The sequence below is a fragment of the Streptomyces sp. NPDC057694 genome (assembly GCF_042799415.1).
Classification (GTDB): domain Bacteria; phylum Actinomycetota; class Actinomycetes; order Streptomycetales; family Streptomycetaceae; genus Streptomyces.
This window is the reverse complement of sequence record NZ_JBHVIX010000002.1, coordinates 331,350-346,783: the sequence shown is the minus strand read 5'-3', so window position 1 is coordinate 346,783 and position 15,434 is coordinate 331,350. Positions and strand designations below refer to the sequence as shown.

Genomic DNA, 15,434 nt, shown 5'->3' with positions numbered 1-15,434 from the left:
GGGAACGTCTGGAGCGGCCGTCGCTCCGCTCGGGGCGGGCTGGGCGGTCGGCGGTGGCGAGGTGGTGTCAGGTGCGGGCATCGCGGGTCCTTGCAAGGTGATGCGGGTGTGTTGCGGCGATGGCCGCTCGGTGCGGGGCGCCGAACTCGGCAGGTGCCCGTGCGGGGTGCGCGGCGTCGGGGTAGTGGCGGAGCACGGCGGCGACCTGGGCCGCGTACGTGTCCAGTCCCTCGGCGCCGCTGCCGGGCAGCCCGGTCAGGCGGGGCAGCAGATCGCCGAAGGCGTTGACCTCGCCGACGGCGAAGCGCCGCCAGCCCACCGAGGGGAGCAGGTCGACGCCGACGCAGAGGGTGCGCGGGAAGCAGGCGGCTGCGCGCTCGCACAGGTCGAGGGCGTGGGTCCAGGACGCGCCGGCGGCCTGCCGGGCGGCGACCCACTCGCCGCGCAGGCCGCCGAGGTGGAGGTTGGTCAGCGGGGTCCGACTGGTGCGCACGACGGCGTGCGTGGCGCGGCCGGCGACAACGACGACGCGCAGGTCTGCCGCCCGTCCGTGCAGCGACGCCTTCGGCAGCCAGCGCTCGACGTGCAGCCCGTCCGGTGCCAGCGCGTCCACGATCGCCGCGATGTCGGCCTCGCGTGTATAGCGCCGCACGCGCAGGGAGTTGTGCAGCGCGCCGTCCGACATCTCCACGGACGTCGTGGCGCGGATCCGGCCGGGGCCTGCCGTCTCCAGGGCGAGCACCCCGGAGGCCGACGAGCCGTGAGCCGGCTTGACGAACACCCGGGGCATCCCGTGCTCCGCCAGCAGCGCCCGTACGTCGTCCCAGCCGCGCACCTCAACGGCGCCGCCGGAGGTGGGGGAGGCCGGCACGGCCACCCCCGCGTCGGCGAGAACATGGTGGCAGCGGCGCTTGTCGAAGAGCACGGCGACGTCGTCGGGATCGTCGAGCCGGACCCCGCCGTCCAGGGACCGCACGGCCGTCAGGAACCGCCGGTACCAGCGGGCGCCGCCTTCGACACGCGTCGGATCGGACACGTCCCGCAGGGCGCGCTCGACCTCCTCGTCCTCGCCCGCCGAGTCGATCCGCACGATCTCGTCGTCGGCGAACGAGGCGCCGCCGTCACGCAGTACGTCACGCCACGCGACCACGCGCGGCGCCGTCAGCCCCGCATTCCGTACCGCGGCCGTGAACAGGTCCACCCGCCGATTGCCGGGATTGCCGACGACCGCGAGCCGGAGCGGGACGGGACGTGATGCGGACGTGGCCCCAGTGTCGGGTACGCCGTCCGGCCCCGCCGGTGTGGTCCGCCCGGTCATTCGCCGACCGAGACGTATCGCCACACGGTGTCCCCGTCCTGGTCCTCGTCCGCGTCGTCGGCGTCGAGGTCGACCTCGACGCCCGCGGGCACCAGGGAGTCCAGGATGCGCTGACGCAGCCCGCTGCTCAGGTAGTTGTGGTGCAGGTCGAGCTTGCTCAGGTGCGTGAGCGGCTGGCCCGCGAGGAGCGCGGTGGCGCCGTCATCGGTGAGGACGCCCATCGACAGGTCGAGCGTGTCGAGCCGGGCCACCACCGGGGCGGCCGCCACGGCCGCCGCGATGTCGTCCTGGATCTCGCTGTTGCACAGGGCCAGGTGCTTCAGGGCCGGCAGCCGGCCGCCCGTCAGCAGGGGCTCGACGTCGGCGACCGTGGAGTCGCCGCCGTAGTCCGACGTGCCCAGCCACAGGGTCAGCCGGGTCAGGGCCGGCAGGTCGCTCGCCGCGATGCCGCGCACCACGTCGGCGGGCAGGCCGCCCGTCTCCACGGTGAGGGACCGCAGCCGCTCGTGGCGCACCGCCGGGAACGCCAGGCTGGTCCCGCCGCGCACCGCGAACTCCGTCAGCTCCGGGAACCCGTTCAGCAGCGGGGTGACGTCGCTTTGCGTGATCCAGGAGATCTCGCACTCCTCGACGACCATGTCGCCCAGGAACAGCGCGCGCAGCGCCGTCAACCGGTCCCGCTCCTTCAGCAGCGCGGCGATGACCGGCTCCGGCCCGTTCTCGTACGGGTCGCTCCACGAGCCGACCACGATCGCCCTGACACCGCCGAGGTCCACTGCCTCGGCGAACCGGGCGAACGCCTCCGGCCACGACTCCTCGCTGTCGTACGACTCGACGGAGATCCGCCACGCGACGGCGTCGGCGGCGGGCAGCGGTGCCGCCTGCTCCGCGTCAGCCTCCGGGAAGTCGAAGGTGCGCAGGCCGTGCAGCTCCTGCAAGTGGTCTCCGATGGTCATGTCCGCCCCGTTCCCGATCCGTTCGCGCCGTCCGCGATCTCCACTGGACTGAAGTTGTACCAACCGCCACTGACAACGGCTGCCGCGGGGCGCTCGGCGGCCGTTGTCAGACCCTGCCTCTACCGTCGGCAACGACGCGGCCGCACTCGGCGGACCGTGGGACGGGAGAGTCATGTACCGGCAGGGAGACGTGCTGATCGTGCCGCTCGCGGAGGGCGCGGTGCCCCCGCACGTGACGGACGCCCCGGACGAGCCGCGGGACGCCCGCGGGCGGCTGGTGCTCGCGCTGGGCGAGGTCACGGGCCACGCCCACGCGGTCGTCGGCCCCGGCCGACTGGTGCGCGAGCCGGGCCCGTTCGGACCGATGCTGCTCCAACTGCCGGACGGCGGACGGGTGGTCCACGAGGAGCACGCGGCGATACCGCTGCCCAAGGGCTGGTTCCGGGTGATCCGGCAGCGCGAGTACGTGCCGGGTTCGGTGCGGATCGTGGCGGACTGAGCGGGCGGGACACGGCGGGGCGGGACAGGACGACGAGTGAGCGCGGACGGGGAGATGCGGGGGATGACCGACACGATGAGGGCACAACAGATGACGTCGATGACGAGGACGGGCGCGCCGGTCGGGGTGGGAGCCCAGGAGGATCCGCAGGGCACCGCGGCGGACCTGGCGCACTGGCGGGCGGTCGTCGCCGCCACCGGACCCGCCGACCGGGAAGCGGCCGAGGCCGGTGTGCGCCGCGCCTACCGCGGGGCCGGGCTGGCCGAGCCCACGCGCATCCTGTGGGCGGACTCGCCGCGCGCCGCCGTGCCGCTGCTCGTACGGCTCACGGAGACGGGCGAACTCGGCCTCTCCGTGAGGGACTCGGTGCGCAACGGGCCATGGGCCCAGGCCCGTGAACGGTTGCACGCGCGACTCGGCCCGGGCGGCTGGGGCGCGCACTGGAACGCCACGGGCGGCTGCCTGTGGGACACCACTCAGATGCTGGTCGACCGCATCAGAACGGGCATCGTGGAGGAACTGGCCGCGCCGTCCCGCACGGTCGCGGGCGCACGGGACCGCAAGAGCGAGACGGCGATCCGGCTCATGCTGCTGGACGCGGTGCTCGGCCAGCACGAGGCCGCTTGGCTGAGCGCTTTCGGTTCGTCCGGCGCGGAGCCGGACTCCCGGCTGGACGGGTTGGCGCAGGTCGCCCGGTCGGCCGGCTGGTGGTGGCCGTACGAGCGGGTGGCCGTGGTGTGCGAGCGGCCCACGGAGCTGCACCGCGACGAGGCCGGCCGCCTCGACAGCGCCACCGGACCCGCCCTGGCCTTCCCCGACGGATTCGTGCTGCACGCCTGGCGCGGCATGCCGGTGCCCGCCGACTTCCTGGCCGGGCTCGCCGGGCTGACCCCACAGCGCATCCGCGACGAGGAGAACGCGGAACTGCGCCGCGTGATGCTGGAGCACTTCGGATACGACCGCTACTTGACCGAGTCCGGGGCGGAGCCCATGCACCGGGACGCCACCGGCGTCCTGTGGCGGGTCCAACTCCCCGGCGACGAGGACGTGGTGATGGTCGAGGTCGTCAACTCCACCCCGGAGCCCGACGGCACGCACCGCACCTACTGGCTGCGCGTACCGCCGCGCACGAGAACCGCGCGCGAGGGCGTCGCCTGGACGTTCGGGCTGCCGGCCGATGCGTACGAGCCGCAGCGCGAGACGTGAGTGGGGGGAGGGGCGGACGAGGGGACGGGTTCCTCATGCCCTCGGGGTGCGATCGCCTCTCGAAGCGTGCCCCCGCGGGCTGCCACGCACCGACGAACCGCTGTGGGCCCAGTGGTTCATGCCTGACGAACGGCGTGCTCATCGGCACGGATGGTCAGAGCCGCGTTGAGGCCCGTCAGCGTGGTGAATGAAGTGAGGTCCGCGTCGAGGAGCCGTTCGATACGGCGGAGCCGGTTGTTGACCGTGTTGGGGTGGACGTTGAGTGCTTGGGCCGTGCGGGCCCGATCGAGGTCCTGATCGAACCAGACGGTCAAAGTCGCCAGGAGGTCCGGGCGCTCGGTGAGGGGGGCTATGCGGGCGGCCAGCAAAGGACGGGCCGGAGTGGGGTGTGCCAGCTGGTAGGCAAGGGCGACGTCCTCGATCCGGTGGACGCGCCGGGGACTGGTGGGGGAGATGAGGCGTGCCAGGTGCAGCACCCTGTGTCCGGTGTGCGCCTGCTCGGGCAGCAAACCGTGCGGTGCCGGGTCGGTGAGCGATGCGTGTACCTCCAGCCGTGTTTCCGCGCGGAGGGCGTCGAGGAGCTGATCGGCGCGCATGGTCAGGGCGTCCGGGCTGTCGGTGGCCTGCGCCGGAAGCAGGACCTGGCCCTGGTCGGCTTCGAGGACGAACAACAGGGAATGGTGAGCCAGGACGGTGCTCAGCGCGCGTATGCGTCGTCCTGCGGAGACTTCTTGCGCGATGTGTCCGTCCGCTGAGGCGGGCAGCGGCGGCAGGCCCAGCGTCAGGATCGCGTACCGCGGAGCGATCGTGAGACCGAGGCCGGCAGCTTCTTCGGTCGGGTCCTGGCCTGCGAGCAAGGACTGGGCGATGAGGCGGCCCGCGCCTTCACGCTCGCTCCTGAGGGCTGTCTGGCGTGCCTGGTAGCTTTCGGTCACCGCGCCCAGCAGCACTTCCTGGAACGCGTAGAGCCGGTGGCCGAGATGACCGAGTCCCGCGGCCAGTTCGGTGCCCGCGGCGTCGACGCACGCCTGCCACAACACACGTGTGGCGTGCTGCCAGTTGTGCAGGACCAGCTGCAACGGCATCCCCTCTTCGGCTCGTTGGGCCGCGCGGCGTCGGGCCAGGTCGAGATCGACCGTGTCGGCGGACTCGCCCAGCCGGATCATCCCCAGGACGGTGCTGTAGTACCGCCTCGCGGTAAGAGGGAGTTCGTGGCGGGCGATGTCCGCGGGCATGCCGTCCAGCAGTGGGTCGGCACTGCTGTCGCGTGCGATGGCGTCCACGCGGATCCGGAGTCTTTCCAGGATCGCCAGTGCCTCGGGCGGCGGGTTGGTCTCCAAGTTGCTTTCCTTGCTCACGCCGGCAGTTGTGGGTGAGCACAACATCCAAGGTCCTGAGTGTCGTCAATCGCCGCTTTTCGTGCGGACACGCAACCCTACGGTGGGTGGGCCATGCACAAGACGAAGGGGGCGTGAGCCAATGCGTTCGTCTCGCCCGCTTCACCATGATGAGGGGCAACTTCGCGGCACGGCGCCGTGGCGAGTGGGGGCCTGCCTCGGCGGTGAGCCGGGACGGACCCCCACTCGCGAGCCTGCGAGGAGTGCCTGGACTAGGGACAACGGCCCCTCGTCCGAGGAGACCTGGAGGCCGGCCGTCGGTCGTCAGACACGTGTGCGCGGCTTCAGATCCACCGGCTGTCCGCTGCGCACGGAGTCCTCGATCGCGCACAGGATCCGGGTGACCTCGATGCCGTCCTGGCCGGTGGCGAGGACCGGCTTGTCGAAGACGACGGCGTCGACGAAGTGCGCGATGGCGTCCAGCACGAATCCCGTGAGGTGCTCGCCGGTCGGCGGCGCGTACAGGTCGGGGAAGCTGCTGCGCTCGGCGGTGTACAGCTCCAGCGATCGGTTGTGGGAGCCGTCGATGTTGAGGGCGCCCTTGTCGCCGAGGATCTCCAGCTTGAGGTCCTTCACGGTGGAGTGGGTGTCGGGCAGGATCCACGCGGACTCGAAGACGGCGACGGCGCCGCCGGCGAACTCCACGGTGGCGGCGTGGAAGTCGGCGGTGGGTATGCCGCGTTCACGCAGGATCTTGTCGCGGCTCACCGCGTACACGCGGGTGACCTCGTCGTCGAGCATCCAGCGCACGACGTCGATGGTGTGGCTGGCGAGGAACCACAGAGCCGAGGAGTGGCCGGCCCAGGAGAGCATGCCGGTGGCGACGCCCAGGGTGTTGCTCAGGCGGGAGTACACGTAGGCGGGGGAGCCGATGTCACCGCGGGCGATGGCCTGCTTGGCCGAGTACATCATCGGGTTCACGCGGTTGTGGAAGTCGACCATGAGCTTCACGCCGTTGGCCCGGGCGGCGTCGTCGATGGCGCGGGCGTCCTCGACGGTGGTGGCCAGCGGCTTCTCGACGAGGATGTGTTTGCCCGCCTCGGCCGCGGCGACGGCCAGGTCGCGGTGCAGGTGGTCGGGGGTGGCGATGGACACGGCGTCGATGGTGGCGTCGGCCAGGACGTCGCGGTGGTCGCGGGTGGCGTGTTCCGCGCCGTATGTGGCGGCGATCTCCTCGGCCCGGCCCGGGCGCATGTCGCACACGGCGGCGAAGTCGACGTAGGGGGAGCGGTGGTAGGCCTGGGCGTGGCGTTCGCCGAACAGTCCGGCGCCGATGAGAGCGAATCGCTTGGTGTTCACGGCAGATGTTTCCCTTGATTGGTGCGGGTGTTATGGGTGCTGCAGGTGTTGCGGGTGTTACAGCGGAAGTGGTCTCAGAGGGTGAGCGTCCGCAGATAGGGGACGTCCTTCGGCAGCAGCTCGGGGGTGCGGCAGGCCAGCCGTGCCAGGTGTCCCGCGCCGTCGAGCGAGGACCCGGCCGGCGCGGTCGGCCGGGCGTGCGGCGCCGCACGGCGTACCGCTTCCTCGAACGGGTCGCGCAGCAGCGCTCCGGCCTGGAACAGGCCGCCGCACCAGGACACGAGCGGATCGTGGTGGGCGGGCAGCGCGGCGACGACGCTGTCGGCCAGATGTTGTGCGGCGCGCCGCCAGATGTCGTGGGCGATCGGGTCGCCGCCGAGGGCGGCCGCGGCGACTTCCGTGGTGAAGAAGGCCAGACGTCCGGCGACATCGCCGTGGGGATAGAACTGCGACGGCCACCGCGCGCACGGACCGTAGCGGTCGACGGCCCGCCGCAGCAGCGTGGTTGAGCCGCTTGGGCGTTCGTCGTGGGCGCGCAGTGCGGCGCGCAGGCCCTCGGCGCCGATCCACGCGCCACTGCCCTCGTCGCCGAGCAGGTGACCCCAGCCGTCGCGGTGGCGCCAGCAGTCGGCGAAGTCGGTGCCGAGTGCCACCGCGCCGGTGCCGGCGGCCACGAGCGCACCCGGTCGCATCCCCAGGGCACCGACGTACGAGGTGAAGACGTCGGAGGCAAGGACGACGCGGCTGGTTCCGAAGAGGTGTGCCAGGTCTGTCATCAGGCGGACCGGCTCCGTGGTGAGCGAGAGAAGGCCGCTCATCCCCACGGCCACCGCCTCGACACGGATGCCTTCGGGCAGGTCCATCGCCTCGAGCGTGCTCCTCAGCCCGGCGAGCAGAGCGGGCGCGTTTACGCCTGTGCGGTCGACGGTCCGACCGGGGCCGTGGGCCACGTGCCGGGCCCCGGTGACGGTCAGGCGGATGCCGGTGCCGCCGACGTCGACGGCTGCCACCCGTCGGGTGTCCCGGTCGTGCTCCGGGGCGGCCACCGGCAGCGGGGGACCGGGGCGGGTGGTGGAGTTCACCGCGCTCATGGGTGTCGTGTCCTTGAAGGCGTGCGCCGGCGTTGCAGCGCGTCGTGGGTGAGGGACAGGGCGCGCATGGTCGTGTCGTAGGAGCGCTGGGTGATGCCGACGAAGAGGCAGTCGACCGTGAGCAGTTGACTGATCCTGCTGGCCAGCGCGCCGGGGCGGAACGGGGTCTCGCCTCCCGCCGGCCGCAGCAGATGGCCGCAGGCGCGGGCCAGGGCGGAGCGCGGATGGTTGGTGATCGCCACCGTGGCGGCACCGGCCGCGGTCGCCTGCCGCAGCGGCTCGACGACGTCGTGGGTCTCGCCCGTGTACGAGATGCCGATGGCCACGTCCGTGTCACTGAGCAGGGCGGTGCTGGTCAGGCCGCTGTGGATGTCGAGATGGACATGGCTCGGATAGCCGATGCGTTGCAGTTTGTGGTGCAGGTCCATGGCCACCAGACCGGAGGCTCCTGAGCCGTGGACGGTGATCCGGCGGGCGGCGATGATCAGGTCGATGACGGTGTCGACGGCGCCGATGTCGAGTTGGGCCGCGGTGTCGGAGATGGCCTTCATCTCTTCGCCGGCCAGCTTGGCGATCACATCGGGCAGTGGGTCGTCGCGGGTGATGTCGCCGGTGACGGGCTGTTCGCCCGCGTCACGGGCGGCCTCGGCGGCCAGCGCCAGGCGCAGGTCCGCGTAGCCGGAGAAGCCCAGGGCCCGGGTGGTGCGGACGACGGAGGACTCGCTGGTGCCGGCCAGTTCGGCCAGTTCTGCCATCGTCCTGCGGGCGGCGCGGGCCTGGTCGGCGAGCAGGACGCCGACGACGCGCTTGGCGGCCGGGTTGAGGCTGGGCAGCAGGGCGCGAATGCGGCCTTCCAGACGCTCGGGGCGGGAGAGCAGGTGAGGGTCCGTGCGGCCGGCGAAGGTGTGGTCAGTCATGGACGGAAGCCACCTCCTGCCGGCGGCCGCCCCTGACGGCGGCCGGGTCGCCCGCCGCGGCGGGGGCCGCCGTCAGCTCGGCGACGTGGGGATGGCGGCGGGCCTGGCGGCGCAGCAGTCGCCCGGGTACGTCGAAGGAGACGAGAAGGACGAGGGCGATCACGCCGACGGCGGTCAGTACGGCCATCGCCGTGCCCAGGCCCACGCTGTCGCCCAGCACGGCGCCCCACCACGGGGCGACGCCGCCGCCCACGGCGCCGATGTTGTAGACGGTGCCGAGTCCGGACGCCCGGGTCCGGGCGTCGAAGTAGTCGTACAGGTACTTGGGCAGCAGCCCGGAGATGCCGAAGTTCGTGCCCATGAAGCAGAACAGGAGGAGTACCAGCGCCAGGGGGCGTCCGGCGCCGACGGCGAAGACGGGGAACAGGAAGACCAGTGACACGGCGAGCACGGAGGCGTAGGTGCGCGCGGTGCCGAACCGGTCCCCGACGAAGCCCGAGGCCGCGGTGCCCAGGACGGTACCCAGGCCCGCGTAGAACATGATGTCGCCCGTGGTTCCCCGGTCGTAGCCGAGCGAGTCCAGATAGGACGGCATCAGCCCGGACACCGGCCAGTTGGTGCAGAAGGCCAGGAACACGACCAGGATCAGCGTGAGCGTCACCGGCAGCCGTCGGCGGGTGAACAGCGACAGTGCCGAGACGCCCTGTACGTGACCCTGCTCGCGCGCCGCCGCCTCCCACTCGGGGCTCTCGGGAGCGGACTTGCGGACGTACACGGCGGCCAGGACCGGCAGGATCCCCAGGAAGAACAGCGCACGCCATCCGAAGCGGTCGACCACCGGTGAGTACACCTGCGCCGCGACGAGTCCGCCGACCGCGAACCCCGTGATCAGAAAGGCGCTGGCCTTGTTCTTCAGGTGCGCAGGCCAGCTCTCGACGGCGTAGGTGCTGCTCGCGCCGTACTCGCCGGCCATGCCGATGCCGACGACGAGACGGAAGGCGAAGAGGGCGGCGAAGCTCCAGGCGAGTCCGCACAGGAATGTGCCGCCCGAGTACAGCACGATCGACCAGACCATCGCCGACTTGCGGCCGTAGCGGTCACCGAGCGAACCGAACACGAACCCGCCCAGCCAGCGGGATCCGAAGGTCGCCACCAGCAGGGTGCTGGCGGTCGCCAGGGACACGTCGAACTCGGCCGAGACGTCGCTGAGGACGTACGTCAGCAGCACGAAGTCGAAGCCGTCGAGCAGGTAGCCGATCCAGGCCGCGAACAGCGCACGGACGTGGGCGCCGGTGAGTTGCCTGAACCACGGCTTCGGGGGTGCAGAGGGCAATGGATGCCTCCGGGCAGGGTGATGCGCACGGGCGGACCGTGACAGTGGGCGGGAAGGTGCGGCCGACCGCGGCGAGTTGCGACGGACCGGACGGGGCGGCGGAGTATTCCGTCGCGACGATCTCGTGCGGTGGAGATCTGCTCCGCCGCTGTGAGGAGCTTGCGATCACCCGGAGCGCGGCGTCAACGGCCGGCGGTGGGCGGACGCGATGCCCTTGAGCCCGGTCGGGCGGCCACCGCCCCCCGCTTCACCGCCTCCGAAACCGTCGGTCGACGGCGTGACCGAGCTCGGCAGAGATGTCGCAACTCGCCTTATCTGGAAGGGTGTTGAGATTGCGTGCGCGAATCGACCGGCGCGCCCGAACGGCGGCGCTCCATCCCCGTCCGAGCCTCGGAACCGGCACACCGACGCACCCGCCCCTGTCGTGAACTCGCCCGCTCCTGACCTGCGGTGGCGACATTGCGACAGCGTCCACAAGACGACAGCCGAAGCCCTGTCATGTGCACCGCCCCTGCTTCTAGGTTCGTGATCACCACCACCGGACGAACCCTCAGGGGACCACTGTGAAAAGACCGCCCCGAGCGGCCCGTTGGGCTCTAGGAGTCCTCGCCTGCACCCTCACGGCATGGGGAAGCCCCCTCACGGCACCCGCAGCCGTGGCGGACGCCGCCGCGACGACCGCCCCCTCCGCCCCGGCCCCCGCCACCAGCACCGTGACCCTGGTCTCCGGCGACCGCGTCACCCTGCGCGGGCGGCAGATCCTCGACGTCACCGACGCCCGGGGCACATCGATCGAGTACCAGACCCGGCAACTCGGCGACGACCTCTACGTGATGCCGCTGGACGCGGTCCCGGCCCTTGCCGACGACCGGGTCGACGCGGAGCTGTTCAACGTCACCGAGCTCGTCGCGATGCACTACGACGACGCGCACACCGCCCGGCTGCCGCTGCTGGCCACCTACCCCGACCAGGCACGCGCCCGGGCCGCCCGCACTCCCGCCGGTGCTACCACCGACCGCACCTTCCCGCACTTGCGCACCCGCGCCCTGCACACGTCCAAGCAGCAGGCGGCGGGCTTCTGGAAGTCACTGAGCAGCGCGGCCGACGCGCGCTCGGCGGACGCCCCGAAGAAGATATGGCTCGACGGCCGCGAAAAGGCCCTGCTGGACAAGAGCGTCCCGCAGACCGGCGCCCCCGAGGCTTGGGCCGCGGGCTACACCGGCAAGGGGGTCAAGGTCGCCGTGCTCGACACCGGGGCCGACGCCACGCACCCCGATCTCGCCGGGAAGATCGAGGAGTCGAAGGACTTCACCGGTAAGGGCGACACCACCGACGGCCACGGCCACGGCACCCACGTCGCCTCGACCATCGCGGGCAGCGGAGCCGCCTCCGACGGCCGCTACAAGGGCATGGCCCCCGACACCGAGCTGCTGGTCGGCAAGGTGCTGGCCGACACCGGAGCGGGACAGGACTCCTGGATCCTCGCCGGCATGGAGTGGGCCGTCGGACAGGACGCGGACATCGTGTCCATGTCGCTGGGCGCCGACACGGCCGGAGCGTGCGACAGCCCCCTGGCGCAGGCCGTCGACGACCTGTCCGCCGCAAGCAGCTCCCTGTTCGTCATGGCGGCGGGCAACGCGGGACCGGGCGCCTCCACCGTGGGAACCCCCGGCTGCGCCCGCAGCGCGCTGACCGTCGCGGCCGCCGACAGCGACCTGGCCACCGCCTCCTTCTCCTCCCGCGGCGACGTCCACAACGCCGCCGGCGAGCACTGGGCCAAGCCCGACATCACCGCCCCCGGCGTCGACATCGTCGCCGCCCGCGCCACCGGCACCTCGATGGGCACCCCCGTGGACGACCACTACACCGCGGCCAGCGGCACCTCCATGGCCACACCGCACGTCGCTGGCGCCGCCGCCCTCCTCGCTCAACGGCACCCCGACTGGAGCGGCCGCCGCCTCAAGCAGGCACTGACCTCGTCGGTCCGCAGCGGGGCCAAGGACGTTCCCCTCGCCCAGGGCGCGGGCTTCGTCGACGTCGCCGACGCGACCAGGGCCACCCTGACCGGCCCGGCCCCCGTCGACGGCGGCACCCTCGCCTGGCCGCACACCGGCGACCAGCACACCGCCCGCACGCTGACCTGGACGAACGACGGCGACACCGACGTCACCCTGCACCTCGCCGCCGACACCTACGACGTCGCGGGCAGGCCCGCACCCGCCGGCACGGTCACCCTCGCCGCCGACACGCTCACCGTCCCCGCGCACGCCACCGCCTCCACGCAGGTGACCTTCTCGGCCGCGCCGGAACTCGACGAGGACGCCTACGGCGAGATCACCGGCCGCATCACCGCCACCGCCGGGGACCGCCACACCACCACGGCGTTCGGCTTCTACGACGCACCCCACATGGTCGACGTCACGATCAAGGGCACCAACCGCGCCGGCGACCCCGCAGGACTCGTCAGCTACGCCGACCTGCTGTCCACCGAGCGCGACACCGTCCAGCGCGCGTACTTCGGCAAGGGCCAGGTGAAGTTCACCGTCCGCGCCGGTACGTACGACCTCGACGCCGCCCTGTACGGCTACGACCCGGGTGTGACCGAGGACAACCTGTACCGCACCGTGAAATCCGTCGCCGCGTTCGCGCGTCCGCGACAGCACTTCGACAGCGACACGGTGATCGAACTCGACGGCCGCACCGCCCACCGCGTCAAGGTGACCGGCGAGCGCCCGCTGGAAAGCCGTACCGCCGCCCTGCGCTACACCCGCACCTTCGGCGACCTCGTCTACTCCCAGAGCGTCATCTCCGGCTATTCCGGTGCGCAGGATCTCGCCGTCTCCACCACCGGTGACGCCGAGGCGTGGAAGGACGCCCAACTCGGCTACACCACACGCGAGTACGCTCCTCTGCTCGACCTGCGCACCCAGGACGGCCGTCGCCTCGACGCCCTCTACGCCGCCTACAGCGCCACGGCCACCGAGGGCATCACCTACCTGCCGGACGCGGGACGTGCCGACGTCGTCGACGTCGGCTCGGGAACCGCCGACGAGCTCGCAGCGGCCGACGTGAAGAACCGGGTCGTCCTCGTCGACCTCGGCGCCGTCGACAGCGACTCCGTCAAGCGGCTCGCCGCCGTCCTCACCGACGTCAAGCCCCGCGGCGCCCGCGCCGTCCTGGTCACCCACGCCTTCCCCGGTGCCTGGCAACCCTTCACCGCCACCGCGCTGCCGGTGCTCGGCATCCCGCAGGAGGACGGCGACGCCCTGCGCACCGCCCTCGCCAAGGGCCACAAGGGCGTGCACTGGACCGGAACCCCCGCCAGCCCCTACGTGTACAACCTCTCCTACGTGCTGCGCCCGGGACAGCGGCCCACCTTCGCCGTCCGTGACCGGGAGCTGTCCAAGGTCCACGAGACCTGGTACAGCCAGCTGACGAAGACCGACGTCGGGGACTCGATCGCCGTCTCCACGGTGCCCGGATTGCCGGCCGCCAACAGCGCGATCCTCCAGCAGCTGGCCGCACCGTCGACCCGCTGGGCGTACTACTCCACCGACACCAACTGGGTCCACCTCGGCACCAGCAGCAGCTCCGGCACCCTGGAGATCATGGCCGGGCCGGTACGCCGCTGGAGCAAGCCCGGTCTCGACACCGAATCCTGGTACCGAGGCCCCATCACCCCCGGCGCCCCCTACAGCGCCGTCGCACCCGACACCGGCGCCCTGATGGGCGTACGTATCGGCGACTCCGTCCAGGCCGCGCTGCCCACCTTCGGCGACGCGGACGGCCACTACGCCTACCCCGCCTTCAACGACAAGGTCTCCCTGACCCTCGCACGCGACGGCAAGCCCGTCACCGGCACCGTCTCGGGAAGCCAGGGGATCTGGCCCGTGGCCTCGGGTAATGCCCGCTACACGTTGTCCCTCACCGACACCCGCAACCTCGCCGTCCCCGGCCTGCGGGACTGGAAGCTGTCCCCGACCACCACCACCCGCTGGGACTTCACCTCCGACACCACCACCCGCACCGATGCCCTCCCGCTCCTCGTGCCCGCCTACCGAGCACCGCTGGACACGTACAACCGGGCCCCGGCGACCAAGCACTACCCCGTCGTGCTGAGCGCGAAGGGACAGCAGGGCTACGACGCCGAAGCCGCGACGCTGAGCGCCGAGTACTCGTCCGACGACGGCAAGACCTGGCAGCCGGCGAAGACCCTCCGAGCGGGTTCCACCGTCACCGCCCTGGTCGACAACACGACGGCCCGCGAGGGATTCGTCTCGCTGCGCATCCACGCCACCGCGAAGGACGGCAGCGAGGTGACCCAGAGCGTCGTCCGCGCCTACGCCGTCCGCTGAACCGCCGTCGCCGTGAGGATCCCGACCGGATCCTCACGGCGACGCCGCCGGTATCAGTCACGTGAGCGGCGCCCGGGTCCCCAGCCGGCCGCCGCGAGATGGATCCCCAGTTGCAGACGGTTGATGCTGCCGCTCGCCTCCATCAGGCGGGCGATGCGTCGCTGCACCGTGCGCGCGGCACACCCCAGGGCGCGCGCGATGGCCGCGTCCGTCAGCCCCGACACCAGCAGCCGGACCAGCTGTTCGTCCTGCGCCGACACCGCGGGGCGTGCGGTGAGGGTTCCGGTCAGCGTCAACGGCAGCGCGCGTGCCCACACCGACTCGAACAGCTCGATCAGTGCCTCCAGCAGCGCGCAAGGACGCACCAACACCGCGGTGTGCAGCGACTGTTCCTCACGTTCCAGCGGGATCATCGCCACGCGCCGGTCGACGAGGACGAGCTTCATCGGCAGCCGGTCCGTGGTCCGTGCCTGCTCTCCGGCGCCGAGCGCCGCCCGCACCGACTTCTCGCCTTCCTCCGTGGCCAGAGCGGCGTGCGCGTAGACCGTGCGGTACTGCACCCGGCGGTCCCGCATCATCTCCAGCTGTACGGTGTTCAGACGGTTCGGCGACACGTACGGCGGACGGTCGAAGATCAGCACCTCGTCCCGCGCGGCCCGCTGAAGGGCCTCGAAAGCGGCAAGTCCCGCGTCCCCGCGCTCCAGCATCTCCACGAGGTCGCCCCGGACTTCCTGCCCGCGCCGCCATCGCCCGGCGATCTCCGTCGCGGTCTGTCGCACATCGTCGAGAGCGGCCTCCCACGCCCGCATCACACCGTCCAGCCCCATCACCGGTTCCACAACCCTGGGCAGTGCACACACAGGGTCGTACTCCACCAGGCCCCAGGCGCCCAGGCGTTCGAGAGCGGTGCGCACGACGTCGGCGCCCAGTTCGGCACGGACGGGATGCGGGTGCTCGGCCGTCCCGGACGCCAGTCGTTCGTAGACGAGCCAGTCTTCGGGCGAGAGAGGGGAGGGCTTCAACGGTTCTCCGGCAGCGCGGCACGTCATGTCCACGGGGCGTG

General features: G+C 71.9%; 11 protein-coding genes. 3 read left to right on the top strand and 8 right to left on the bottom strand.

The genetic code is table 11. The annotated features are described in order from the left end of the window. Nucleotides 1-67: 67 nt before the first annotated feature. Nucleotides 68-1,318, bottom strand: a complete 1,251-nt coding sequence (locus tag ACFVDP_RS08485; protein ID WP_383485327.1) for an STM4014 family protein — start codon at nt 1,316-1,318, stop codon at nt 68-70. Next, the gene (locus ACFVDP_RS08480; RefSeq protein WP_383485325.1) at nt 1,315-2,274 is read right to left on the bottom strand and encodes an STM4015 family protein; all 960 of its coding nucleotides are present in this window, start codon (nt 2,272-2,274) and stop codon (nt 1,315-1,317) included. The genes ACFVDP_RS08485 and ACFVDP_RS08480 overlap by 4 nt, the downstream gene beginning before the upstream one ends. Before the next feature lie 172 nt (nt 2,275-2,446). Here ACFVDP_RS08480 and ACFVDP_RS08475 point away from each other — a divergent pair, with 172 nt between their 5' ends. Together ACFVDP_RS08475 and ACFVDP_RS08470 are read left to right on the top strand one after the other, a co-directional pair. Next, entirely contained in the window at nt 2,447-2,773 is a 327-nt protein-coding gene (locus ACFVDP_RS08475; RefSeq protein ID WP_383485323.1) for a hypothetical protein, read from the top strand. A gap of 63 nt (nt 2,774-2,836) precedes the next feature. Further along, nucleotides 2,837-3,979, top strand: a complete 1,143-nt coding sequence (locus ACFVDP_RS08470) for a DUF6745 domain-containing protein (protein WP_383485320.1) — start codon at nt 2,837-2,839, stop codon at nt 3,977-3,979. Between the two features lie 116 nt (nt 3,980-4,095). On the opposite strand, the gene ACFVDP_RS08465 is transcribed toward ACFVDP_RS08470, so the two are convergent. The 5 genes from ACFVDP_RS08465 to ACFVDP_RS08445 all read right to left on the bottom strand — a co-directional run bounded on the left by ACFVDP_RS08465 (nt 4,096) and on the right by ACFVDP_RS08445 (nt 10,016). Next, the gene (locus tag ACFVDP_RS08465) at nt 4,096-5,337 is read right to left on the bottom strand and encodes a PucR family transcriptional regulator (protein WP_383485317.1); all 1,242 of its coding nucleotides are present in this window, start codon (nt 5,335-5,337) and stop codon (nt 4,096-4,098) included. Nucleotides 5,338-5,640: 303 nt separating this feature from the next. Further along, nucleotides 5,641-6,675, bottom strand: a complete 1,035-nt coding sequence (locus ACFVDP_RS08460; protein ID WP_383485314.1) for a Gfo/Idh/MocA family protein — start codon at nt 6,673-6,675, stop codon at nt 5,641-5,643. Between the two features lie 74 nt (nt 6,676-6,749). Continuing rightward, a complete protein-coding gene (locus ACFVDP_RS08455) occupies nt 6,750-7,766 on the bottom strand; it encodes an N-acetylglucosamine kinase (RefSeq protein ID WP_383485311.1) in 1,017 nt (338 codons plus the stop codon). Further along, nucleotides 7,763-8,683 carry a MurR/RpiR family transcriptional regulator gene (locus ACFVDP_RS08450; protein ID WP_383485308.1) on the bottom strand — a complete coding sequence of 307 codons (921 nt, stop codon included), beginning with the start codon at nt 8,681-8,683 and terminating at the stop codon, nt 7,763-7,765. Before ACFVDP_RS08450 ends, ACFVDP_RS08455 begins: the two co-directional genes overlap by 4 nt. Further along, the gene (locus ACFVDP_RS08445) at nt 8,676-10,016 is read right to left on the bottom strand and encodes an MFS transporter (RefSeq protein ID WP_383485306.1); all 1,341 of its coding nucleotides are present in this window, start codon (nt 10,014-10,016) and stop codon (nt 8,676-8,678) included. Before ACFVDP_RS08445 ends, ACFVDP_RS08450 begins: the two co-directional genes overlap by 8 nt. Before the next feature lie 656 nt (nt 10,017-10,672). On the opposite strand from ACFVDP_RS08445, the gene ACFVDP_RS08440 reads away from it, so the two are divergent. Beyond that, nucleotides 10,673-14,371, top strand: coding sequence for a S8 family serine peptidase (locus ACFVDP_RS08440; protein WP_383485303.1), 3,699 nt, complete (start codon nt 10,673-10,675; stop codon nt 14,369-14,371). A 53-nt stretch (nt 14,372-14,424) separates the two neighbouring features. Here ACFVDP_RS08440 and ACFVDP_RS08435 read toward each other — a convergent pair whose 3' ends face one another. Continuing rightward, nucleotides 14,425-15,393, bottom strand: coding sequence for a hypothetical protein (locus tag ACFVDP_RS08435; protein WP_383485300.1), 969 nt, complete (start codon nt 15,391-15,393; stop codon nt 14,425-14,427). Nucleotides 15,394-15,434: the final 41 nt, after the last annotated feature.

Bases quoted from the DNA above. Each gene is read 5' to 3' on its own strand.
- ACFVDP_RS08485 (WP_383485327.1), bottom strand. From the start codon at position 1,318: ATGACCGGGCGGACCACACCGGCGGGGCCGGACGGCGTACCCGACACT.
- ACFVDP_RS08480 (WP_383485325.1), bottom strand. From the start codon at position 2,274: ATGACCATCGGAGACCACTTGCAGGAGCTGCACGGCCTGCGCACCTTC.
- ACFVDP_RS08475 (WP_383485323.1), top strand. From the start codon at position 2,447: ATGTACCGGCAGGGAGACGTGCTGATCGTGCCGCTCGCGGAGGGCGCG.
- ACFVDP_RS08470 (WP_383485320.1), top strand. From the start codon at position 2,837: ATGACCGACACGATGAGGGCACAACAGATGACGTCGATGACGAGGACG.
- ACFVDP_RS08455 (WP_383485311.1), bottom strand. From the start codon at position 7,766: ATGAGCGCGGTGAACTCCACCACCCGCCCCGGTCCCCCGCTGCCGGTG.
- ACFVDP_RS08450 (WP_383485308.1), bottom strand. From the start codon at position 8,683: ATGACTGACCACACCTTCGCCGGCCGCACGGACCCTCACCTGCTCTCC.